The organism is Paenibacillus sp. MER TA 81-3, from assembly GCF_023713585.1.
Classification (GTDB): Bacteria; Bacillota; Bacilli; order Paenibacillales; family Paenibacillaceae; genus Paenibacillus_B; species Paenibacillus_B profundus.
The window spans coordinates 46,232-69,631 of the sequence record NZ_JAMAWB010000028.1; the positions used below are offsets into that span (position 1 = coordinate 46,232).

The following is a 23,400-nucleotide window of genomic DNA, read 5'->3' on the forward strand; positions in this document are numbered from 1 at the left end:
TGGTTGGGTGACACAGAATATAATGTCTGCGCTATCGCGGCCTCTTCATGGCGGCAATCAGCTCTTCAGCAGTCAAGACCGTCTCTGGCAAGCCCCACTGCTTACCCAGCTGTGTGACGTAAGGGGTATCCAAGCAAGCCTCTCTCAGTAAATCCTGATGAGAGAACACCTCTCTCGTCTTGTCATCCAGCACCACTTTTCCTCTGTTCATGACGATCGTCCGTTCAAAGTGCGCGGCAACAAAGTCCATATCGTGCAATATGGTCATGACCAGCTTGCCCTCTTGGCTCAGCTGCTCAATGATTTGTGCGATGCGGCGTTTCCCCGCAGCGTCCTGCGCAATCGTCGGCTCGTCCAAAATGATAATGTCGGTATTCATGGCAACGATCGAAGCGATGCTAATCAGCTTCTTCTCCGATAGCCCCAGATCATGTGGATTGACATCGGTCTGATCGGCCAGTCCGACCATATCGAGCGCTTGCAGAGCTTGCTGCTTCGCAGCCGCGGTCTCCACCTTCAGATTCAAGGGCCCGAACATGACTTCTTCCAACACCGTGCGCTTGAAAATTTGATCATTCGGATTTTGGAAAACCAATCCGATCTTGCCTGCCAATTGAGCCACGGTGACATCCTTCGAATTGACTCCAGCAACCCAAATATCCCCGCCGGTCGGCTTGAGCAGCCCCTTCAGCAGCTTGACCAACGTGGTCTTGCCAGCGCCATTCTGACCGATGATGGCTGTCGTACGCTGATCGAACTCAAGTGTCAAGCCTTGCAATACGTCCTGTCCCTCGTTATATCCAAAGCATACATCCTGTATTTTAATCATGACGTCCACCCTGCTCTTCGTGTGATGAAGCCGAGATTGCGCTGTGCTGCGCTTCATATGCCGCCTGCGCTTCTTCCAGCGTTACGGGATACGTATCCATATCCAGCATACGGAAGCCAATCGCTTGACACACTCGTGTATATATCGGCGGCTCTACACCGTACTCAACCAAATCGCTGCGCGAAAATATACGGGAGGGCGTATCATAATCGATCAGCATCCCTTCATGAAGCAGCGCGATCCGATCGGCATAAGCAGCAAGCTTCTCCATCTTATGCTCAGCCAAAATGACCGTTATGCCCTCGCGGCTCAAGCTTTGAATGGCGCGGAACACCTCCTCTGACCCTTGCGGGTCAAGCTGAGACGTCGGTTCATCGAGCACGATGACCTGCGGCCGCATCGCGATGACGCTTGCAATGGCCATGCGCTGCATCTGACCGCCCGACAAATCGAAGGGAGCGCGGTCTTTATACGCTTCAATATCGAGCAAATGCAGCGCATGATCAATGCGCTCCATCATGTCTTGTCTCGCAATGCCTAAATGTTCAAGACCGAAGGCAATCTCCTCGTATACGGTCAGCTTCGATCCGGTCACTTGGGTGAACGGATTTTGAAAGACGATGCCGACTTTGCGAATCGTCTCGTCCACGCCGCTCTCCTTGACATCCATGCCGCCGATGCGGACGCTGCCTCCGTATGCGCCTTTGTAGAAGTGCGGCACCAGACCGACCAACGCTTGGCAGAAGGTGGTCTTTCCAGCCGTATTTTCCCCGACAATACCGATCAATTCACCCGCTTCCGCCGTCAGTGAAATATCATTCAGCGCCAACTTCTCTGTCGCGGGGTAGCGGTATTTGAGATGTTCCACTTCAATGAGACTCATGCGATCACCCTCCAAATCACGGCACCGATCACAATCGCCAGCATACTCCAACGCATGGCAGAACCGTGCCGGTACATCTTCTCTTCGTTCAGGAACGTCTTGCTTCCCTTCACGTTGAAGCCGCGCACTTGCAGCGCCAGCGTCCTTTCTTTCGTATCCATGAGCGAGCTGAGCACGACAGGTCCGATAAGCGGGAGAAACGCCTTAATGCGCGTCATCAGCTTCCCTTCCGTCTCCATCCCTCTAGAACGCTGCGCATCCGTAATCGTATCCACGGTGGACATCATTTGCGGAATAATCTGGAACACCGAATTCAACACATACCCAATTCGGGGAGACAAGCCTTTGCGCACTAAGGATTCCACCAGGTCAGAAGGCTTAGTCGTTAATACGAGAATGAGGAAGGCCCCTACAATATTCAATGCGCGGAACGTAATGCCCATGGCAAATAGGAGCCCTTCCTCATAGAAGGGCCAGGAGCCTAATCGGAATAGCACCGTCTCGTTGCCAACATGAAAGAAGCCTTGAATGATGACGACCGTCAGCAAAATGAAGCCGACGAAGCCGATAATGGGGAGCGATCGTGTCAGCACCCTCCCCAAACCAAGGATGACGAAACTAATGAGCATGCAAATCCATGCCGTATGGATGGATGGCAAGATAATGGGCAGCGCGATGGCAGCAGCAATATAGACAAGCTTCGTAATGGGATCGATGTGATGCACCGTAGACTCCCGCTCAACATACAGGCTCATTGATTTCATGCTTTTCCCACCTTTTTGAATAAGCCGTTATAGAGATTCAATGTTGTCATTATTTTTGTACATGTGAATCAGACTCTTCGGCAGCATGCGGTATATGCCATAAGCGGCCAGCACCGTTAGCAATTTGTCTGGCAGGTCGACGACTAGCTCATCAACGAAAGAAGCCAGCCATACCGACTTCGTCGCATTAAGCACATAGCCGAATACGATGTCGCCCCATAAGTTCCCCGTCTGTCCGCCCCAGAACCAAATGTTGAGCGGCGTGGAGATGACGACCGCCGTACAGCCGACCACCAGACCGACGACAGCGGCTTTACCCCAGCTTGATATCCACCCTTTATGCGCCATAATCCCGGCTGCCAATCCAATGAACACGCTCGTAAGCGCATAGACGAATGAAATGGGATCCATAGTTAAGCCGTAAATGATGTTGTTGATTAGCCCTGACAACCCGCCGATAACTGGCCCCGCCAGCATACTGGACAGTACCGTCCCGATGGCGTCCAGCCATAGCGGCAGCTTCAGCACGCCTGCAAATAATTTTCCTATGTAATTAATGCCGACAGCTACGGGAATCAATACTAGCGCTGCCGTGGAGATGGACCACATACTTCGTTTGGACATAATCATACCTCCTAGAACATTTGGATAGATACTAATTATTAAGGTTGCTTCCGTATTGCCGTATCCTGATCTGATTAGCGCGCCAAGCGCTGTGCATCCGTTCGAATCACCTCTAAGGCAAGCCGGATTTCACGTTCTTCGCCAAGTGCGCATGCGTCTTCCTGAGCCACCAAGTTGTTAATGCCTTGCTTCAGGTCGCCTTCGTGCTCGACCACAACATTAAGTATGGATGCCGTACGCATTCCCCGCAAGCCTCCAATTACAAACAATGCGGATGTTTCCATATCGGCGGCCAAAATGCCCTTCCCTGACCAGTAGCGGTCGATTTCTTCCTCCCGGTCCGTATAGAAGCTGTCGTGACTGCGAATGCGGCCGCAATGCCATGGCAGCTTCAGCTCGTCAGCAGTATGCATCAGCGCGCACAGCAGCTCCGGATCCGGAATGGCCGGATACCCTTTATCAATATAAGCCGCAGACGCCCCGTCGTCGCGCACCGCTCCGGCTGCGATGACGATATCACCAAGCTGTATGCCAGACTGCAGCGCGCCACAGCTTCCAATGCGAATAAGCGTCGTTATTCCTAGGCGATTCAGCTCTTCGACAGCGATGCCAGTAGATGCTCCGCCCATTCCCGTGGACATGACGATCACCTCCACATCATCATCAATCCATCCCCGAATGGAGCGATATTCCCGGTTGAACGTCAGCTCTTCGACGCGATCCAGCCAATGGGCTACCGCTCCGACACGCTTCGGGTCACCCGGAAGAACGGCATAGCGCGCTTGGGTCATATGAGTTCCGATACGAATGTGAGGTTGTACGGATTGCATATTATCGTTCCTCCAATTGTTATAATTATTTCCATTTTCTTTCTTTCTTTCACTTCCTCTTCTAGCTTACCCATGTCAGGGACGCCCTCGAAGAATTCAACTTACTTCAGTCCAGTCGGAAGGCTTCATGGTCCCACCTCAAATATATCGTTTTCCCTTACCAAATGACAGAACAAGTATACCTGTCCGCATTTTTTTGATAGCGCTTTCTTTGGTTTCTGTATCATAACGAGCTGCTCCGTTCATGCAACAGCACCTTCAGACTGACGGTGTTTCGCCTCATCCATCTCTTTGCTTCATTCTCCCCTTCCATCAGTAGGCAGCACATCTAATGACGGCTCTGTGAACTGCCGTCATGATTGACCGTTTCATCGCATGATACCCCCGTACGACACGGCATGAACCTGTTCCCCTTCGTTATCCCTCCTGACTGTGTGGGAGAATGGAGCTAAGGGCTAACGTACGGCAGATCGGCAGCATGTTCTCATTTTAAAAGGAAGGGCTGCCTTCTGAACGAAGGGGAGAGTGCGGCAATGTATGGAACCAGCATAACTTAAACATTTCTAAATAAGAAAAAAGGGAGAATCTGCGGCGATTCCCCCTTATCAACACTATTTTTTTACCGTTGCCTTCCCATCATTCGCCCTTCACTCTCCGTTACTTTGCCGCTTAGCCTGCTCCCACACATGTACCGCACGCCGTGCCAACTGCTGCAGCGCGATATCCTCCATCGGCGGATTGTGCAGCCCGAAACGAACATCCCGGTACATGCGCTGCAGCGGATGATCCATGCTCAGACTGTGCGCGCCTACGATGCGCATCGCTTTGTCCACGACCGACAACGCCGTCTGCACCACGAACATTTTCACTGCAACAAGATCCGTAAGCCGCTGGGGTGGCTGCTCCGAGCCTTTCGTTTCCCATTCCTTTGCCACACCATAGAGCAGATGCCTTGCCGCGATCAAATCCACCTCCATCTCGCCCAACAGGCGCTCCACATGGGCCGTCTTGGCAATCGGATGCTGCAATGAAGGCGGCGTGTATGTCGTTGAGAACGACAGCGCCTCGTCACGCGCCGCCACTGCTATGCCTAAATAGCACGCTGGAATATGCAGCAGATATGGATTTGGCCTGCGAACATCCTCCAAGCTGTGCAGCATGACTCGCGCCTCCTCTGGAACTGACACATTATCCAACAGAAGATCATGGCTAGCCGTTCCGCGCATGCCTGTCATGTTCCACGTCCACTCGATGGACACTCCTTCAGCTTCACGAGGAATAATCAGATCGACGACATCGTTCGTACCTTCGACAGTCGCCGTCACAATAAACCACTGCAAGAGCGGAGCAAACGTAGTAAATGTTTTACGTCCGTTCACCACATACCCGCCCTGAGCCAGCGGCTGCGCCGTTGTGCGCGGCTTCCCCCCTCTTGAAGGACTGCCTCCGCCAACCTCCATCGCCGCGCGGTTGATGAGCCCGCCTTCTTCCACAATGCGGCGGCTTATATCGGCGAAGATCGGCTCAGGCCACGGCCGCTTCTCCGCTAAGTCATGCACGATGCCCATGTGCCAGCCGATACCGAGCGCCACGGACGGATTGCCCTGCGCGAGACGCTCTTGCGCCGCCAGCCACGCAGTGAGCGGCATGCCTTGACCGCCATACTCCTCCGGCACATTCCACGCCGGATACCCGATACGACGCAGCGAGTCTACATGCAGCACCGGGATGCCGTGCTGCTCGTCGAGCTCCTGCGCATCTGCACGCATCTCCTCCGCGATGCGGTCAATCTGCTTCAGTCCCCGCTTCACCTTGCATTCCTCACCAGACACCTTCCCTGCCGCCGCATCTTTTCGTCCCTCAATGATTCGTACTCCCGCATCCTCTGTCACCTTTGCCACTACGGCTCACCTCCGCTTATCTGCTGTGTATGCTCTGTTCCCCGTCTGCTCGCCTAATTGGATTGCTCCTCAAATATTCGCTCCAGCACCCGCTTCTCCAGTTTGCCGAAGGCGGTGTCCGTCACCTGACGCGGCCGAGCGATGTCATTGACGACATCCAAGGCAACGCGGCCACGGTCAATGAGCAGAATGCGATCGGCGAGCCGGACCGCCTCATTGACATCATGGGTTACGAGCAGCGTCGTAAAACGCTGAGTCCCCCACAGCGATGCAAGGAGCTGTTGCATCTCCAGCTTCGTTAAAGCATCAAGCGCGCTAAGCGGCTCATCCAAGAGCAGCAGCTTGGGCTTGCGCACGAGCGCACGAGCCAATGCGACACGCTGCTTCTGCCCTCCTGACAGTGTATTCGGCCAAGTGTGCTTACGATTGTCCAGCCCCACCTGCCGTAGTGCTGCTTCGGCCCGCGGCCGCCAGTCTCCCTTCAATCCGAGCCCCACGTTATCGATGACTGTCTTCCAGGGGATGAGCCGGCTGTCCTGGAACATGACCGTCGTGCTCTCACGCAGCCCGTTCACCACTTCTCCGTCTATCGTGATGCCGCCTGCGGTCGGCAGTTCCAATCCAGCCAACAAGCGCAGAAGCGTACTCTTGCCGCAGCCGCTGCGACCGACCACGGCTACGAACTGCCCCTCTTGTATCGTCAAGTTCAGCTCATGCAGAACAGGCTGCTCCCCAAATGATTTGCTGACACCGTTTATTCGTAGTTCCGCTCCCGCCACAGAACCTGATTTTGCTGCCGTAGTCTCCCCAGTTTTCGGCGACAAGGCAGACCACGGACGCGCTGCATTTATACCCATAAGTCCGTCCCTCCTTCATCTGTATGCTTACCGTCATGAACGTTATGATGTATGTGCCGCATTCCAACGAAGCGCCCGCCGTTCCAGCAGCTTCGCGATCACATCCGCCGCTTTGCCGAAAGCTGCATACAGCACGATGCTTAAAATAATGACGTCGGTCTGCATGAACTCACGCGCATTCATCGCGAGGTAACCGACGCCCGCATCCGTTGCGATCGTCTCGGCGACGATAAGGGTTAGCCACATCACGCCTAGCGCATAGCGGAGTCCGACGAAGATCGATGGCAGCGCCCCTGGCAAAATGACGTGCCGGAACAAGGAGGCGGAACGCAGACCATACACCTTTGCCATTTCCACGACGCCTTGATCTACCGAGCGAATGCCATGATACGTATTGACGTAAATCGGGAACATGACCCCGAGTGCAACCAGAAATATTTTCGCGCCTTCATCGATGCCCAGCCAAATAATAACGAGCGGAACCAACGCCAAATGCGGTATGTTACGAATCATTTGAATCGACGTATCGAACAGCCGATAGAACCAGTCGAAGCTGCCGCTCAAGACGCCGAACAGAAATCCAATACCGCCTCCGATGACGAATCCGACCAGTGCCCTCGTCAGGCTGACGCTCATGTGATGAGCCAGTTCTCCGCTTAGTGTCAGTGTCCAGAGCGTATGCAGCACTGTGGAAGGAGCCGGCAACAGCTGCGGCGAGAGCATATTTGCCGCGGAAGCCGCCTGCCAGGCGGCAAGCAGCAATATGGGCAGCAGCCATGGAATGAAGGCACTTCCGCCTTTACGCCACCAGCTTGCGCTGCGGCGTGTGTGCGGCGGATGAATATGATTCGCAAGCGTACTTTCTGGATGAGGCGATTTATCGAAATTTATATTAGTTTGAATAGATTGAACGGATTGAATATTAGGATTGGCAGGTGCTTTTGATGTGTTCATGAAGCATTCCCCCTTATACGGCCTATTTGTTCTGAATCGGGCCGTCTTTCGCCCACGGCGCGTCAACTGGCATTCGTTCAGCGACTTGTATCTGACTTGGAATCAATCCGATGCGATGATACGTATCGGCCAACTGCTGCTGAGGCGCGATAATTTCCGGACTTAGCAGCTCCACCCCGTATTGGCGGCGCCCTACGGCCCGCTCGATAGCATCTGCATCAATGCCTAATGTATCTGACAATAACTTTACAACTTCGGGTTTATGCTCATTCGCCCATTCATCCGCCTCCTGAATTTCTTCAAGAATGAGACGAATCAAGTCGGGATGATCTTTGGCAAATTGCTCATTGGCATAATAGAAGGTCCGATTTGGTGAGTATCCCTGCCCATCAGTCAACGTGAGTAGCTTCAAATCATTTTCCACCGCAGCGAAAAAAGGATCCCATGAGCCAAGCGCATCGACCTGTTTCGTTTCAAAGAGCGCACGCCCCTCCGATGCATCCTTCACGTACACAAACTGCACGTCATCCAGCTTCACCCCCGCCTTTTCGAGGGCAAGGACAGCCAAATAGTGGTGATTGCCCCCCTTGGCGACGGCAATCTTCTTGCCCTTCAGCTCGGCAATCGATTCGATGGCGGAATCGGAATGCACCACAATCCCTATCCCTTCCGGGTTAGGGAGGTCGTTCGCTACGTAGACGAACGGCTTGTTGCCCGCTTGCCCGAACACGCCGGATCCGTCCGCCGCATGACCGAAGTCTACGCTGCCGCTGCTCATCGCCTCCAGCAAGAAGTTGCCGCCGGCGAATACCTTCCACTCCACCTTATAGCCCTCTGACTTTAAGCGTTCATCCAGATTGCCCTTTACTTTCAAAATGTTCAGTGAATTGCCTTTCTGATAGCCAATGCGAATCACCTTTCCCGTTCCAGCTGCGCCATCCGCTTTTGCCGGAGTCGCAGGGGATGCATCTGCTCCGCTCGTCGAGCCGGCTGCACCCGAAGCGCAGCCGGCCGCAAAGGCCATCAAGAGCAGCCAAGTGCCGATCGTCCCTGCTTTCCACAATCGTCTCCGCTTTGAACGCGCCCGCACATTGCTATTTACATATTTATAGTTATCCGATAGATTAAATTGGTTTTTAATCATGAAAAACACTCCTCCCGCCGGATCCTTCTTAATCGGTTATTATCTTCTTGGTGATCCAACTATCGTCAACAGGTTGCTCTTGTTCACTTATGCTTTTGTGTTGTTCTACCTTGTACATGCTAGCGAAAACGCCTCAAGTTCCGGTTCCCGCTTCCCATGCAGCATCCAACGACTAACCGTTTCACCGATAGCGCTGGCAAATTTAAATCCGTGTCCGGAGCCGCCGCCCGCGAACCAAACCGCTGGCTCGTCGGGATGTCTGTCGATAATGAAGTGCTCGCTTGGCGTCATCTCGTACATGCAGGCAGCCCCGCGCATACATCGCCCCGCCTCCGGGAAGGACTGGGCCGTGAATTCGGAGAGCAACCGTTCTTCACCGCTGCAGCTGCCGAACGGAGCGACTTCTTCATCCGGGTTCCAAGGCTGTCCCTGCTGATGGTGCCCTATCTTGATACCGGAACCGCGTACCGAAGGAAGGCCGTAATACTCCGAATCTGTGCTCTGATGAACAATGAATGCGGGAAACCGTTCTGCAGAATAACTTCCGCTCGTGTCCTCGAACCACGCGACGGCGCGGCGTTCCGCTTGTACGGGCAAACCTAGAGACGGCAGCAGCCGCGGAAGCCATGCTCCCGTCGTCACTAGTACCTTGGAAGCGACAAAGCGCTCATTCCCGCTCCACACTACCACTGCATTCCCCACTGTCGCAATACGCTGCACAGGATGATTCGGCTTCCATTCGGCACCATATGCTTCGGCCAGCTTCAAATAGCTCTCAATAATCCGTTCACTGAATAATACGCCGCCCTCCGGTTCATACAGAACCTCATAATGGGCAGGAACGTAGAGCGCCGGCAGCCTTCGTTTCGTTTCCCGATCATCCCACCGTTCATAAGCAACCCCGTTCGCGACACAGCTCGCTTCCTTGTTGGCTAGCGCCTCGCTATGCGCATCCCCGACACTGATCACTCCAGTCGGCAGAAAGAGCTTGAACGGCTCCGGCTGTTCGTCCGAGCTGCCCGCTCTGTTCGCAGCATCCGGCATTAACCCAAGGTGACGGCGCGCTTCCTCTTCCAAATGAAGCCACCCCACCCGTGCGCGCTCCGCCAAGCACACATAGGCCGAGCCCATCGTATATGCGGTACGAAAAATACGGGTGTCTCCATGGTGGCTTCCGAGCCCATGCGGTGGGTGAAACATATCCAACAGAAGCACGTGTGCTCCTTCCCGTGCCAAATGCATACCTGCGCTTGCCCCGAACGATCCCGCTCCGATGACGATGCAATCATACAGCCTGCTCATGTATAACACCTCTTTCGCTCTCTTCCATATACATATATTCCGATCGATTTACTAAGTATTTAACTGCTATTGTATGGCTCTCGCTCAATAAATGTCAATCAAAAATTTCCTGAACGAGATATGGTTAAAGTGGCCTATCCCATGTCATTCCTCATGTCGCAGCGGATTTTTCATTAATGGATTGACCTCCGTGAAACTTATAAGTGGTTTTGTATTAAAATATTGAGCCTCTTTTGCCGATAAAAAGTGTATTGCATCATTTTTTTCGCGCATTCCGTTGAACGCTGTCGAATGCGGGACGCAGGAAGCACATTATACTCATGGATGAGGTGTGTAGGGAAACATGGAACTATCTACTATTGTTGGTCTTATTCTTGGTATCGTCTCCGTTACGGTCGGTATGTATTTCAAAGGGGCTCCTTTATCAAACCTGATGAATCCCGCCGCTATTATGATTATTTTTGTCGGTACAGCGGCTTCGCTCTTCATTGCTTTCCCGATGAAAGAGTTGAAGAGATTTCCGAAACTTATTGGCCTGACATTTAAAAAACAGCAGCTCGTCGACCGAGTTCAACTGATTCAAATGTTTATGGAATGGGCCAGCATTACCCGCCGCGAAGGCTTGCTGGCACTGGAGTCGCATATTGACGATATTCCCGATGAATTCCTTCGCAATGGAATGCGAATGATTATTGACGGTAACGATCAGGAGTTCGTTCGGGATGTGTTGATGGAAGATATCCACGAGACGGAAGAACGTCACCGTGCGGGTGCATTAATCTTCTCCCAAGCCGGAACGTATGCGCCGACGCTGGGGGTATTGGGCGCCGTTATCGGGCTGATCGCCGCTCTGGCGGATATGTCCGAGATGGAGCATCTGGCCAAGGCTATCGCCGCGGCTTTCGTCGCAACGCTGATGGGGATATTCACCGGTTATGTGCTGTGGCACCCGATTGCTAACAAGCTGAAGCGCCTGTCACACGGTGAAATCGAAATTCGTCTCATGATGGTAGAAGGATTGTTGTCGATTCAATCGGGAGTGTCGACCATTGCCATTAACCAGAAGCTGTCTGTCTTCTTGACTCCGAAGGAACGCGCTGAAATGGGGTTAAAGGAGGCGGCTCGCAATGAGTAAGAAGCGCAGCCGTCCTCACGAAGAGCATGTCGACGAATCTTGGCTTATACCCTATGCCGACATTTTAACACTGCTGCTTGCCCTATTTATCGTGTTATACGGTATGAGCGCGGTAGATGCGAAGAAATTCGAACAGATGAGCCAGGCATTCAATGTCGCCTTCAACACCGGCGGCGTAGGTATATTGGATGAAGCGGCGGTCATACGGTCGAACAGCTCCAGATCGGGCGAATTCGAACCTAACTCGTCCAAATCCCGCAATCGTGAGCAGGAGCAATATATGCTGCAAGCAAAGCATGAGCAGGAGCAGCTGGAACAACTTCAAAGCAAGTTGAACAATTATATTGCCAGCAACGGATTGTCCGACCAGCTCAACACGAAGCTGAATCATTCGGAGCTGAAGATCACGATTAAGGATAGCGCGCTCTATGATTCGGGGAAAGCTAGCTTGAAGAAGGATTCGAAGCAACTCGCCCTCACTATTGGAGATATGCTGAAGCAGTATCAAGGATATGAGATAGTAATTAGTGGTCACACCGACAATCGTCCAATACGGAACAGCCGCTTTGAGTCCAACTGGGATCTGAGCTCAGCGCGGGCGCTCAGCTTTATGAAGGTCGTGCTGGAGCGTTCGAGTATCGACCCTAAGCTGTTCAAGGCCGTGGGGATGGGCGAATATCATCCGGTTGCAGACAATGCCACGGAAGAAGGCAAGGCGAAGAACCGCCGCGTCGAGGTATCTGTACTGCGCAAATTTACGGACAAGCAGGCTCCCGGAGGAAGCGGCGAAAGCGGCGCTGGTTCCGAAAACGAATCGGCCGGAAACTAACTCAATGTATGCATGCATTTCCATATAAGGGTGCCCTGCACGTATGCGATAAAATCATTATCGTGTACGGCAGGGCACCCTGTATTTGTTTACATTGGAGCTCCACTCCGTAGAAGCGGGCACGACGTCTTCTGATCTTCCACAACTTCCACTGCCGGGAGTGCAATCGTTACTTCTGTTCCCTGATTCAGCTCACTCGTAATGTCCATTGTTCCCCGATGATTATGAATGATGCGTTGACTGACCATTAAGCCAAGACCAGTTCCCTGTTCTTTGTTGGTAAAGAACGGATCACCCAGACGAGCCAGGTGATCTGCTGGTATGCCAATGCCATAATCTTTAATGATAATGACCACCTCATTGGTTCCCCGAGCCTCCACGCGCAGCTCGATCTCCCCTTCGCTCGGCGTTGCCTCCATTCCGTTCTTAATAATGTTGATGAACACCTGCTTAAGCTGATTCTCTTCACAATTAACCAACGGAATTTCCTGATCGAAATGCTTCACGAATTCAATGTTATACAAGTGCGCTTGACTGTCTAATAGAGAAAGAACCTCCTGCAATATGATACGAACATCCTTCGCCTGGAAGCTTACTGCTTGCGGCTTCGCTAAAATGAGAAATTCACTGACGATGAGGTTAATCCGGTCCAATTCCGACAGCATCATATCCACGTGCCCGTCGTTCATCCGCTTCGTCTGCTGCTGCAGCTGTAAAAATCCGCGCAGCGTCGTCAACGGGTTGCGGATTTCGTGCGCGACGCCCGCTGCCAATTGCCCGACCGTCGTCAGCTTCTCGGAGCGTCTGAGCAGCTCTTCCATCCGCTTACGGTTCGTCATATCCCGTGTAATGCTCGCCCAAGCGATGCATTCACCCGCTTCGTCATAAATTGGCGACGTGCTGACACTTACATCGAGCAGGTTCCCATCCTTCGTAAGCCGCGTCGTCTCTCTGATACTTACGGGATCGCCCGCATGCAGCGACTCTTCGATCTTGCGTTCTTCGTCTCGCAAGTGCTCAGGTATATTGGGCAGCGAACTGCCGATTACCTCGTCTGTCGTCCACCCGTACATATCGACAAACGCTTGATTGACACGTTCGATTTGTCCATGCAAGTTCGTCACATGAATCGCATCTTTCGATTGGTTGATGAATGACTCCAGATGTTCCTTCATCGCCCGGTTCTCCTCATACAATGTCCGCAGCCGTTCGGTGGACATATCCAGATTACGTGCCATCGAGTTAATCCGCTGTGCAAGAAGTCCGAGCTCGTCCTTGCGCTCAATGTTCAATTTCGTATGAAAATGACCGACCGATATCATGTTTACTTTATTTAATATTGATTGAATCGGACGAATCAGCATCCCAGACAATATATAACTGCTAATGAGAACGATCTCCAACAGTACGACGCCTATCGCGATATTCCGCATCAATTGATCATGCAGCGTCGCCATGAGCGAATCGGAATCCATCGCAATATTCAACACATATGGCTTCTCAGCGTGGATCGGGATGAACCCTTTAATGATAGTCCTGTTACCGAACTGTCCTTCGTAGAACAACGGCTTCGCTTGCTCCAGCGCTTCATCCACATACTGCTTGTCATGGCCATGCTTTAGATTATAGCTCCCATATAGCACTGCACTGTCCTGCTGACGAACAAATTGAATGCCGTCGTGACGCACGGTCAATTTCGGCGGTCTGTCGAATGTCTCCGGGTTGAGCGCAGCGATTTCAATGACGCTCGCTTGGGTCTTGACCGTCCGCTCGATTAGATTATCCGGCTTCGTCAGTTCAAGAAACGTATCCACTCGATCATCGCGGATATAAGGATTAATGATATAATCCCGCTTGCCATCGTAATAGTAGCCCCATTTATCAATATGATTCGGGTTGGACGTGGATACATCAAATGGACCGGACCAGAAATTCTTCAACTTCTCCCCTTTTGCAATCGACACTTGTTGCGCCTCAAGCAGCTGTTGAAATGCTGTATGCCAGTATCCCCATTTTTTTGTGGACATCCCGATTTCGCTTGGATCCGAAGAACGCTCTATAATAATATCGCTGCTGTCAGGCACCGCACGAAGCAAGGACATATGGGAGATGCCTAGGTCTTTACAGATCGACTGTAGTTGCTCATTTGATACTTGGTCGATACGGGGAGGGAGTTTACCCGCTGCATACATGGAAGCCATTTGCAGCTTTTCTGCTAGCTGTACTTCAAATGACTTGGCGGTCAATCGAGATTGCTGAACGGATACATTGATTTGCTGTGCAATTACGTTCATACGCTGCTGTATTTCTTCGATAAGCTTGTCCTTGGTGACATTGTAGGTGAGGACCATATGAAGCAGAAGAACAACGAGTACAATGATGGATATGGAGATGGATAACTTGGCTTTGATTGAAAGTCGCATGCTTCACCTCTATCAGGTCTATCTTATCGCCTGTTCATAATGACGAATATTCCTGACAAATGTTGTATTTATTTGTAGCTTCTCTACGAATCATATCTTAATTTGCAGCGATTTGTCTATCGTTTTTGGATAATACTGCTGGATGAGAGTATAATTGTAGCGTTCAGAGTATGATTATGCGCCAAAAAATAGTTATCAACAACTTATTCACATAATGTGAACAGTTATGGATAATATGTGTATAATAGTGTGAGTAAATATATACTTATCCACATACTTGTACACAGAGTGTTAACAACGAATATTTGTTCGGGGAATAACGATTAGACTTTTGCACACCTCGGCGTCTACCCTCTAGCCGAGTCTGAAACGTTGTCCAAGAAAGGAAGTTTTTGGCTTGAACATGCAACCACTTGAACCGCAAGATATGAAGCAGCACGAGCATTGGATGCGTATCGCAATGGAAGAAGCGAAGAAAGCCGAAGCCATCGGTGAGGTTCCTATTGGCGCTATCGTCGTCCACGGAGATGACGTCATAGGGCGTGGCTACAATCTGCGCGAGACGACGCTTGATTCCACTGCCCACGCCGAGATGATTGCCATAAGACAAGCGAGCGAAGCCTTGCAGGCATGGCGCCTGCTCGATTGCACATTATACGTAACTTTGGAGCCGTGTCCGATGTGCGCGGGAGCCATCGTGCAGTCACGCGTTCCACGTGTCGTCTACGGGACGACTGATCCGAAGGCAGGGTGCGCAGGAACGCTTATGAATCTGCTGCAGGAGTCCCGTTTCAATCATCGTGCGGACGTGATCGATGGCATACTGCGTGACGAATGCGCGGCGATGCTGACCCAGTTTTTTCGCCGTCTGCGTAAAAAGGAGTAAACGCTCCCTCTTCCTGAATCCACTATCTTATCTACGACACAGCCGAGTCAAATGTCATTGCCTCACTGCCGCTCCTGTATGCCGAAGGTTAAGATTCAGATTAGAATAATAAAAAAAGTCGCCCCCGAGTCAGTAGATGGCCCGGGAGGCGGCTTATATTGAAACACATACTATTTCATCTTATCCATAACACGGTTCATCACAAGGGCCGCTTCAGCCCGGCTGACGGATTGCTTCGGTTGGAAGGTTCCGTCCGGATAGCCCTTCACGAGATTATGGCCTGCTGCGATCTTCACTGCTTCGTGTGCCCACGGTGCTACGGCATCACGGTCAGTGAACGTTAATACTTGCGCGCCGTCGGTCAGCTTCAGTGCGCGAACGATCATCACGGACAGTTCTTCGCGTGTAATCGAATCGTTCGGTTTGAACTGCTTCGCATCATTGCCCACGATGATGCCTTGCTGCGCTGCGGCTTCGATAAACCCTTTTGCCCAATAATCTCCAGTCACATCGGCAAATTGGATAGCGCTTGCTTGGCCCGGGTTCAATTGCAGCGCTCGCGCGAACATGGCTGCCGCTTCCGCACGCGTCATGCTTCGCTGCGGCTTGAACGTGCCATCTGGATAAGCAGTGATAACCTGCTCTTTAGCCAGACGTTGAATCGCGTCCTGTGCCCAGTGTCCGTTCAAATCAGTAAATGTAACAGGCTGCTTTGTATCATTTGTATCTTTATCGCCTGCTGTATTGTCTCCGGGTTTGTCACCGGTTTTGTCAGTTGTCGTATCCGGTGTCGGCGTAACGGTCATAGACGATGTGCTGTCATAGCTGCTGTTGCTGCTGTCTCCGTTGTCGCTTGAACCGTTGTTGCTGCTATTTTCGTTATCGCTTGAACCGTTGTCGCCCAAGTTGCCATCGCCGTCTGTTGTCTTCGCATAGACGCCGTGAGCTTCGAATTCATAAATGCGCGCAGCAACGTCTGCCCTGGTTTGAGACGGTTGCGTCGTAATCAGCTTTACGTAACGCGCATTTGTCAGCGGAATCTGATGTGTGGATACAGCCGAACTGTTATCCGTCACCGTGACCGTATCCGTCCAATTCTCCCCATCATTGCTGAGTTGAATCTTGAATCCTCGTGTATTCAAGGATGGACCTTCGCCACCGCTTTCTGCGTGATGAATGACAAATTTGCTCAGCTTCGATTCTTTCCCTAAATCCACGACCATCCAGTGAGGGAACTTGTCCTTCGTCGTATATACGGCACACCATTTACTGTTGTCTGTCACTTTGCCGTCCACAGCGAATTTCGGCGCTTCACCGTCACTGACGAAGCTGCTTGCGGTAACCTTCTTGCCGAGCGCCAAGTTGCGGGCCAGCGCAACTTCATCTCGAGTGACGCGGATGAATTGCTCTTGTCGCTTCACGTCTTCGCCCTCGCTATTTTTGACGGTCAAGATAACTGGATACGTTCCTTCCTTGTCATACACGACCACGGGGTTCACATCCGTGCTGGACGAAGGTGTACCGCCTGGAAATTCCCAACTGCGAACTTCCGTTACTTCGGAAGACTTATCGATGAACTTCACAGCTTCGCCTGGCTCGACAATGACATGCTCTGCCGTGAAGTCAGCACTAGGCTTCGGATAAGCCGGCCATTCCATGTTGATTCGAGTTGACTCGCCACGTGTGAATTGCGGGCTAACTGCAACGACTTGGAGCATTGAATGTGATTCTTTGCCTTCGCGGCGAATGTTCGATACGTAGTATGCTGAATTCGGCGTCGCGCCTAAGAACGCCTTCGAACCGTCCTGATTCACCCGGTACACTTCGTAGTGGTGCACATCACCGGACAATTTATCCCAAGATAAGCGAATATCGCTATAAATGCCTTCCTTCACTTCGTTGTCGATAACGGATAAGTTCGTCACACCCGGAAGAACAGCTTGCTTCGATTCGTTATACACGGACAATTCACCAATGTTGACGGAGAAATCAGCAATGTCCTGCTTGCTGCCTACATATAGGGACACCTCGGAAATTTCACGCCCTGCAAAAGGTTTCAATGAGAACTTTATCGTATTCCATTGTCCTGGCTTGTACACGCTGTCCGTTACGGAAGCAGTGTGTTCCAGATCAGTTGCTGGTGTTGTCGCTGTTAACGTGTCCGCAGCATGTCTGGCAGCTAGATCAGAAACTTGGCGATAAGTCGCAGCCGTAACAGTCCGCTGAACGGCTAGTGCACTATCTGCAATGCCTTCCGGATCGACAAGGACGACATCATTCAGTTGATCTTTGAAGGTGAGTCCAAGCTTCACGTCGAAATTGCTCGCATTTGAAAAATAGGTTGCGGATACGACAGTAGGCTCACTTACCGTCAAGTCTGCAGCGTACAGCTTCGCAGTCGTGCTGTTCTGTGGCGACAGATGTCCTTCAAGCTTCAATGAGCTTCCTCCGTAATATGCGCGGTCAAAGTCGAAGCCCGCTTTCAGCGGGTCGCCGTCGCTCTTCGTAATCCAGCGCCATGTCGGCATAATGTCCTGCAGACTCAAGTTGTTCCATGTCTTGTCGGACACGACGTCGCCTTGAACAGTGAACTGCTTGCCATGACCCGTGTTGAAGTGCGTCACGAATGGCATGTCGTTGACGACGGACTTTTCCGCTATGTAATTAGAGACGCCTTTCCAATCCTTGCCGTCCTTGACCGGACGTTCTGGCGTGCCGTTCAAGCCAACCCAATACATTCTCTCTTTGTTATAGAAATCTTCCGAATCCTCCGAGTTATGGAACGTCGTCCAGTCTTGACGGTACAAGCCCACAGAAGCGTCCTTGCTCTGTTCGAACAGCTTGTTCCAGTTTGGGTTGAAGCCGCTTGCTTGCTCGTCGATGCCGAACAGCAGGTCTTGAGGCTGTCGACCCAATTGTTGGGCTTTGTCAATGGAGCTGGCGACAGTGCCTTTCTTGAACCAGTTGAAGTTGACGAACATGTTGTCGGACACGCGTTGGCTGCCGTCCTGCAAGAACGATTCGTTCTTCTCGTTCAGAGCATCCTGCCAACTGACATTACCGTCTTTGACCATCGAATCGTACCAGAGCAGCTTCATGTTCGCAGGTTTATGTTCTTGGAAATATTTCATGAATTTCTGAACTTTAGCGGCATCTTCCTCGGTGCCATCATGCGTCTCTTGATTGATGAACCATCCGTCAAATCCGTAATATTCAGCGGCTTGAATTAATTTGTCAGCAATCGGAAAGCGGCCATTCTCTTCTTGAATGACTTCACGCAGCCACTCGATATCGCCGCCGTAAGCGTTCGGCGGGAAGAATATGGTGCCGAGCACCGGAACGCCGTTCTTATGCGCGGCATCGATGATGTCTGCGCTTGGTGCTACAATGATACCTTGCTTGGCAGAACCGCCCCATGCAACGTACTGATCAATGTACTGCCAATACCCGAATGCGTATGCGTGAAAGTCATCTGAGCCTTGGGAAGGGAACCCAATTGTATGCGCTTGCATACTAGCCAAATGAGTGACGCTGCGGTCCGGCGACGCCGTTCCATTGACGGGCTTGCCTTTAAAACGATCTGCGAGCGGAATGCTTGATTTGTTGAATATATCATCTTTGTTTTCGCCAGGCTCCCATTGCTTCAGTTCTTGGGGGAACCAATACGGCGAATACGGTTGTTCGGCAAAAGCATTTGGAGCAAATGCAGTCAAAGAGCTGCAGAGGAGTGTTGTTGCGAGCAAGACTTTCCATGGCGTATGCTTCTTCTTCATGTGAATTCTAACTCCTTTTTTGTTATGTAAGCGCTTTAATTCATTGTGCTCCATTATTCAAGGAATAGATAGTGTACAAACTAAAGGAACGTTGTATTTAATCCATGTAAGCGCTGTTTTCAAGGATTTCAAAGGAAAAAGATGTAGTTTCTTGTATACTGGGGTACAATGTCATGGGATCACCCTAGAGAAAGCGCACATGCCCTGTCACATCAACAAATCGAGTAGGAGGGGGCGGCTAGCCCCCGACCTCTCACACCACCGTACGTACCGTTCGGTACAACTCCTTGCGTGATTTGTACCTTCCTCTTGTGCCAGTGGTGAGCTCTGCCCTGCCGAAGTCCCACACGGGATTCACCGCTTCCTCCTTCAGTCAGGTCCTTTCGGTTTTTTTCTGCTTTCATCGCCCATCCTGAACGCCTTGATGTACAAATACCTATACCTATTTCATGTTCGGCCCTTCCGCAGGCTGTTGCAACAGCCTGCGTACTATGGCTTCTGCTGACTTCTGTACGCTCAGCCTACCTTCACAAGTAGGGTTACGGAGTTTGCCCCGCTTTTCGTACAGACCTCCCCAGGTAAGAACGCTATCTTTCCCTCCATCTATTCGCCTCATTTACTCTCGTTTTCCTTCGGCAGTATGGACTTTGACTTGGTTGGCAGCCTCATCCAACGAACGTTAGCCTTATATGAGGTTCGTGTTCCTCGAACCGGAGGTTTGCCGCCGACTTCCTTCAGATTCCACCTCGCGGTAGACACCCTTGTCTTAAGCTAATGACTACTACTGCCTTCGTCACTCGGGACTTGCACCCTGTAGATAACGCCCATGCTGGGCGACACCAACAAAAAAACCGACCCACTTGGAGGGTCGGTTTTTGACGACGATATTAATATCCGCCGAACATTTGTTGCAGTTGATCCATTGTTACCACATCTTTTGGAATGCCGATTTTGAAATCCGCTTTTCCATTAATGTTCGTGTATTCGTTTGTAATGCGAGCAGCTACTTTCGCCTGCTGGCCATCCTCTGTAAACTCAAGGTTCGCTACGATTTGCTGATACGCAGGGAATTGATCTTTATCAATCGCCGTCGTCATGCTGAACTCGTTAATCTTCATCGTTTTCTTGATTTCCTCGATGCCCTTCTTCAGCTCGTTATCATCAGACTGAAGATCTTTCTTCATTGCATCAATGTCAGATTGTTCCAATTTGAGCAGCTTGCGATATTCTTCTTTGCTCACCACTTCTGTCAAAGCTGGAACTGCGTCCTTTACAAAGGTTGTCATGAATTGATCAAAGCTCTCATTCGTTACGTTGAACTTTACAATTTCCTTTGCTTTTACTGTATCCGGCAAACCAGCATCTTTCTTGTCTACCTTTGAGAAGAATGTCTTCTCATCGAATTTGCTTACAATCGCTTTGAACAAGTCGTTTGAGAAATTCTGCATCGTCTTCATGTCAGCTGCCGTCGGAAGCGGCTCGCCTGTCTCTTCAGCCAACTGTTTCAAATCCATCTCGATGAATTTGCCGACTAGATCTTGCGGAAGTGGAAGGGTCGGAATATTAGGTACCTTCACCCAGATCTTATCTTGGTTCATGACGATTGGAAGTGTAAAGGTTAATGCCATATCGCCCTTCAAGTTAACTTCCAGATTCGCTTCCATCTGCAGCGGTTCCTGCTGCATGACACCGTTCACGCTCAACTCGGCGTTCTTCAGCATGCTTATTACCATCTGCGCATTCGGATCCGTTGTGGTGCTTGCTGCATTTACTAAGAAATCATCAATTTTAATCGAACTATTAAAAGAATATGATTTCATTTCGAGCGACTTGCCAAAAGCGCCTTCTACCGCTTCCTTCGGATTGCTCTTCGCACCGCAACCCGTGATAATTAAGGCGAAGGCAAATACCATGGCCAACGCGCCCTTCATCCATCTGTTCATTGAATTCAGCTCCCCTATCCATTTAAATGGTGTCTAAATTAACCCAATACATATTAACCTATACGTATGATTTTGAATATAGTTCCTTAGAAATATATTTAGTGAACATTCTCATTGACATGCGCAATGCGTCCTATTTATACCCACTCTAATGAATATCTTTCTTCTTAAAGCGCCCGCCCTTCACATCATGGATGTTGCCAATCGCCAGAAATGCTTGCGGATCATGCTCTTCCACAATAGATTTCAGCTTGGCTTCCTCCAGCCGGGTAATAACAGTAAAAATGACTTTCTTCTCATCACCCGAGTATCCGCCTTCTCCCTGCATGTACGTTACCCCGCGGCCAAGGCGGCTCAACAGCGCATCACCAATCGCTTTATGATTGTCGCTAATAATCCAGACCGATTTGGAATCGTTTAAACCTTCCAATGTAATGTCAATCATCTTAAATGCGACGTAGTAGGCAATAAGCGAGTACATTGCCCGGTCCCATCCAAATACGAATCCAGCGCTGGATAGAATGAACAGGTTGAAAAACATGACGATTTCGCCGACAGAAAAAGGCGTCCTTTTATTCAGCAAAATGGCCACAATTTCCGTACCGTCCAACGATCCGCCAAAGCGAATGACCAGTCCTACGCCGATTCCAAGAATAATTCCTCCGAATACAGCTGCAAGAAACGTGTTCTCTGTAAATGCCGCTACAGGATGCAACAACGCCGTGCTTAACGACATAATTGCAACTCCAAGCAGCGTCGTGAGGGCAAATGTTTTGCCAATTTGCTTATACCCCATAATGAGAAATGGCAGATTCAGAATGAACAAAAATACTCCAAGCGGAACACCTGCAATATGTGATAAAATAATGGAAATCCCCGTCACTCCGCCGTCCGTAATCTGATTCGGCACAAGAAACAGCTCTAGGCCCACCCCCATCAGCACGGCACCAATACTAACAAAGATTATACGTTTCAGTAGCTTCAAAAGCCCTATACTCGTATGCTGCTGACGTTGTACGGACGCAATCGCTGCGGATTCTATCGCGGTCAGCTGCTCAATGGCCTGCTCCATCTCTTTCTGCTCCTGAGCCGCAGCTATCTCGGCTGAGTGCTGTGATAAAACGCTTCGATCTGATTGATCATGTTCATTTTTGGGTTTGGTCACCGCGTTCACCTCTCTTTAGTTACTTTTTTGTTACTAATATTATTATACCGAACTCAGAGGCAAGAATGGACCTAACGGATCAATTTTCCTGTAAAAAAATTAAAGAGCGCGGAACTTTCCCCATATCGCGGGAAAAAACCATGCTCTTCATCAAAGAAATTTCAGGATGTGCCGTACAGTCCGTTCCTCACCCTTCCGGGTTGTTGTGATGCACGTGGTTGCCATTTTTCACTTTCTTCGAACCTGATAGCGGTTCTTGCATTGCACCGCGCTCATTGCCTGCGTGATGGCGGTTAGATTGATTCTTAGCCGCACTTGGTACCGGAACCGATTTCGACTTGCTCATAACTTCGTCGCTTCCTCTCTACAGTGTATTATAAATGCTCCAAATCAGTTGGCTTGTCATGATTCAACGCATCCTGATGACGGCGATCATTCCGATCCTGCTGTATTTGCTGGGATTGATGACTGTTGACGGGCGCCGCATCCAAATCTTTGACCACACCGCTCAAGTTTTTGTCCAAGCGGCCTTTGGCTTTCGTCATGTTCATTCCTCCTGAGTCATGATTCTCCATGGTGTGTTACATCGTGCAATTCTTGTGCGCATTCATGAATATGCCGCATGTAGTTCTGTGCCAGCTCCTGAATAACCTGCGTGCGCTCATCCACATGCAAGCCGTCCCGTTCCACATCAAGTAATTGCAAATCCACTTCCCGGGAGTCCACATAGGCACACTGGAAGTCGAACGAGTACATTTGACGGCCTGCGGTATCGATATGGATAAGAAGTCCTTGCGGGTTCGCACCGTCTGGCAAGACAGTTGCTCTGTCTCCCTGTTCCAGCTTTCTCGGCAGCGTCTGCTGCCATTCATTAACGAGTCGCGATTGATCAACTTGCACTGCCTCTTCCTTATTCATAAGACCCACACCTCCACTATTCAATAACAGTTTGCGGATGAGGTCATTATTTTATACAGCAAAAAACCCACATCTAAAAAAGATGTGGGTTCCAATTACAAAGTATAATGGCGGAGAGGGTGGGATTCGAACCCACGTGGGCTTGCACCCTAACGGTTTTCAAGACCGCCCCGTTATGACCGCTTCGGTACCTCTCCGAACTATGACTGTCCGAAAGCAAATTCGAACAGTCATTATTCT

At 50.7% G+C, this 23,400-nt stretch carries 20 protein-coding genes and 1 tRNA gene; 3 read left to right on the forward strand and 18 right to left on the reverse strand.

Annotation, left to right across the window (positions count from 1 at the left end):
- Positions 1 to 31: 31 nt before the first annotated feature.
- From M3650_RS27700 to solA, 10 genes are all read right to left on the reverse strand, one after another.
- Positions 32 to 829, reverse strand: a complete 798-nt coding sequence (locus tag M3650_RS27700; RefSeq protein ID WP_251579417.1) for an energy-coupling factor ABC transporter ATP-binding protein — start codon at positions 827 to 829, stop codon at positions 32 to 34.
- Entirely contained in the window at positions 822 to 1,712 is an 891-nt protein-coding gene (locus M3650_RS27705; RefSeq protein ID WP_251579419.1) for an energy-coupling factor ABC transporter ATP-binding protein, read from the reverse strand. The genes M3650_RS27700 and M3650_RS27705 overlap by 8 nt, the downstream gene beginning before the upstream one ends.
- Positions 1,709 to 2,476 carry an energy-coupling factor transporter transmembrane component T family protein gene (locus tag M3650_RS27710; protein ID WP_251579421.1) on the reverse strand — a complete coding sequence of 256 codons (768 nt, stop codon included), beginning with the start codon at positions 2,474 to 2,476 and terminating at the stop codon, positions 1,709 to 1,711. The genes M3650_RS27705 and M3650_RS27710 overlap by 4 nt, the downstream gene beginning before the upstream one ends.
- Positions 2,477 to 2,503: 27 nt before the next feature.
- Complete coding sequence (locus M3650_RS27715) at positions 2,504 to 3,100, reverse strand: ECF transporter S component (protein ID WP_251579423.1); 597 nt, start codon at positions 3,098 to 3,100, stop codon at positions 2,504 to 2,506.
- Positions 3,101 to 3,174: 74 nt separating this feature from the next.
- Positions 3,175 to 3,930 carry a nucleoside phosphorylase gene (locus M3650_RS27720; RefSeq protein ID WP_251579425.1) on the reverse strand — a complete coding sequence of 252 codons (756 nt, stop codon included), beginning with the start codon at positions 3,928 to 3,930 and terminating at the stop codon, positions 3,175 to 3,177.
- A 647-nt stretch (positions 3,931 to 4,577) separates the two neighbouring features.
- Positions 4,578 to 5,831, reverse strand: coding sequence for an acyl-CoA dehydrogenase family protein (locus M3650_RS27725; RefSeq protein WP_251579427.1), 1,254 nt, complete (start codon positions 5,829 to 5,831; stop codon positions 4,578 to 4,580).
- A gap of 53 nt (positions 5,832 to 5,884) precedes the next feature.
- Complete coding sequence (locus M3650_RS27730; protein WP_251579429.1) at positions 5,885 to 6,688, reverse strand: ATP-binding cassette domain-containing protein; 804 nt, start codon at positions 6,686 to 6,688, stop codon at positions 5,885 to 5,887.
- Between the two features lie 42 nt (positions 6,689 to 6,730).
- The gene (gene ssuC / locus M3650_RS27735) at positions 6,731 to 7,642 is read right to left on the reverse strand and encodes an aliphatic sulfonate ABC transporter permease SsuC (RefSeq protein ID WP_251579431.1); all 912 of its coding nucleotides are present in this window, start codon (positions 7,640 to 7,642) and stop codon (positions 6,731 to 6,733) included.
- A 22-nt stretch (positions 7,643 to 7,664) separates the two neighbouring features.
- Positions 7,665 to 8,786: a sulfonate ABC transporter substrate-binding protein gene (locus M3650_RS27740; protein WP_251579433.1), complete on the reverse strand. Its 1,122-nt coding sequence runs from the start codon at positions 8,784 to 8,786 to the stop codon at positions 7,665 to 7,667.
- 105 nt (positions 8,787 to 8,891) lie between these two features.
- On the reverse strand, positions 8,892 to 10,088 hold the full coding sequence (solA, locus tag M3650_RS27745; RefSeq protein ID WP_251579435.1) for an N-methyl-L-tryptophan oxidase: 1,197 nt from the start codon (positions 10,086 to 10,088) through the stop codon (positions 8,892 to 8,894).
- A gap of 343 nt (positions 10,089 to 10,431) precedes the next feature.
- On the opposite strand from solA, the gene motA reads away from it, so the two are divergent.
- Positions 10,432 to 11,223: a flagellar motor stator protein MotA gene (gene motA, locus M3650_RS27750; RefSeq protein WP_251579437.1), complete on the forward strand. Its 792-nt coding sequence runs from the start codon at positions 10,432 to 10,434 to the stop codon at positions 11,221 to 11,223.
- The gene (motB, locus tag M3650_RS27755; protein ID WP_251579439.1) at positions 11,216 to 12,052 is read left to right on the forward strand and encodes a flagellar motor protein MotB; all 837 of its coding nucleotides are present in this window, start codon (positions 11,216 to 11,218) and stop codon (positions 12,050 to 12,052) included. The genes motA and motB overlap by 8 nt, the downstream gene beginning before the upstream one ends.
- Positions 12,053 to 12,141: 89 nt before the next feature.
- On the opposite strand, the gene M3650_RS27760 is transcribed toward motB, so the two are convergent.
- Positions 12,142 to 14,475, reverse strand: coding sequence for an ATP-binding protein (locus tag M3650_RS27760; RefSeq protein ID WP_251579441.1), 2,334 nt, complete (start codon positions 14,473 to 14,475; stop codon positions 12,142 to 12,144).
- A 403-nt stretch (positions 14,476 to 14,878) separates the two neighbouring features.
- Between M3650_RS27760 and tadA the strand changes: the two genes are divergently transcribed.
- Complete coding sequence (gene tadA, locus M3650_RS27765; protein WP_036704050.1) at positions 14,879 to 15,361, forward strand: tRNA adenosine(34) deaminase TadA; 483 nt, start codon at positions 14,879 to 14,881, stop codon at positions 15,359 to 15,361.
- Positions 15,362 to 15,531: 170 nt separating this feature from the next.
- On the opposite strand, the gene M3650_RS27770 is transcribed toward tadA, so the two are convergent.
- From M3650_RS27770 to M3650_RS27800, 7 genes are all read right to left on the reverse strand, one after another.
- Positions 15,532 to 19,134: an endo-beta-N-acetylglucosaminidase gene (locus tag M3650_RS27770; RefSeq protein WP_251579443.1), complete on the reverse strand. Its 3,603-nt coding sequence runs from the start codon at positions 19,132 to 19,134 to the stop codon at positions 15,532 to 15,534.
- A gap of 887 nt (positions 19,135 to 20,021) precedes the next feature.
- On the reverse strand, positions 20,022 to 21,077 hold the full coding sequence (locus M3650_RS27775; RefSeq protein ID WP_251579445.1) for a DUF6612 family protein: 1,056 nt from the start codon (positions 21,075 to 21,077) through the stop codon (positions 20,022 to 20,024).
- Positions 21,078 to 21,225: 148 nt separating this feature from the next.
- The gene (locus M3650_RS27780) at positions 21,226 to 22,149 is read right to left on the reverse strand and encodes a YitT family protein (protein ID WP_019421145.1); all 924 of its coding nucleotides are present in this window, start codon (positions 22,147 to 22,149) and stop codon (positions 21,226 to 21,228) included.
- Between the two features lie 280 nt (positions 22,150 to 22,429).
- Entirely contained in the window at positions 22,430 to 22,588 is a 159-nt protein-coding gene (locus M3650_RS27785; protein ID WP_019421144.1) for a small acid-soluble spore protein P, read from the reverse strand.
- Between the two features lie 28 nt (positions 22,589 to 22,616).
- Positions 22,617 to 22,787, reverse strand: a complete 171-nt coding sequence (locus M3650_RS27790; RefSeq protein ID WP_019421143.1) for a hypothetical protein — start codon at positions 22,785 to 22,787, stop codon at positions 22,617 to 22,619.
- 16 nt (positions 22,788 to 22,803) lie between these two features.
- Positions 22,804 to 23,160 (reverse strand): hypothetical protein, encoded by a 357-nt coding sequence (locus M3650_RS27795; protein WP_019421142.1) that lies wholly within the window; start codon positions 23,158 to 23,160, stop codon positions 22,804 to 22,806.
- Between the two features lie 108 nt (positions 23,161 to 23,268).
- Positions 23,269 to 23,357 (reverse strand) — tRNA-Ser (locus tag M3650_RS27800).
- Positions 23,358 to 23,400: the final 43 nt, after the last annotated feature.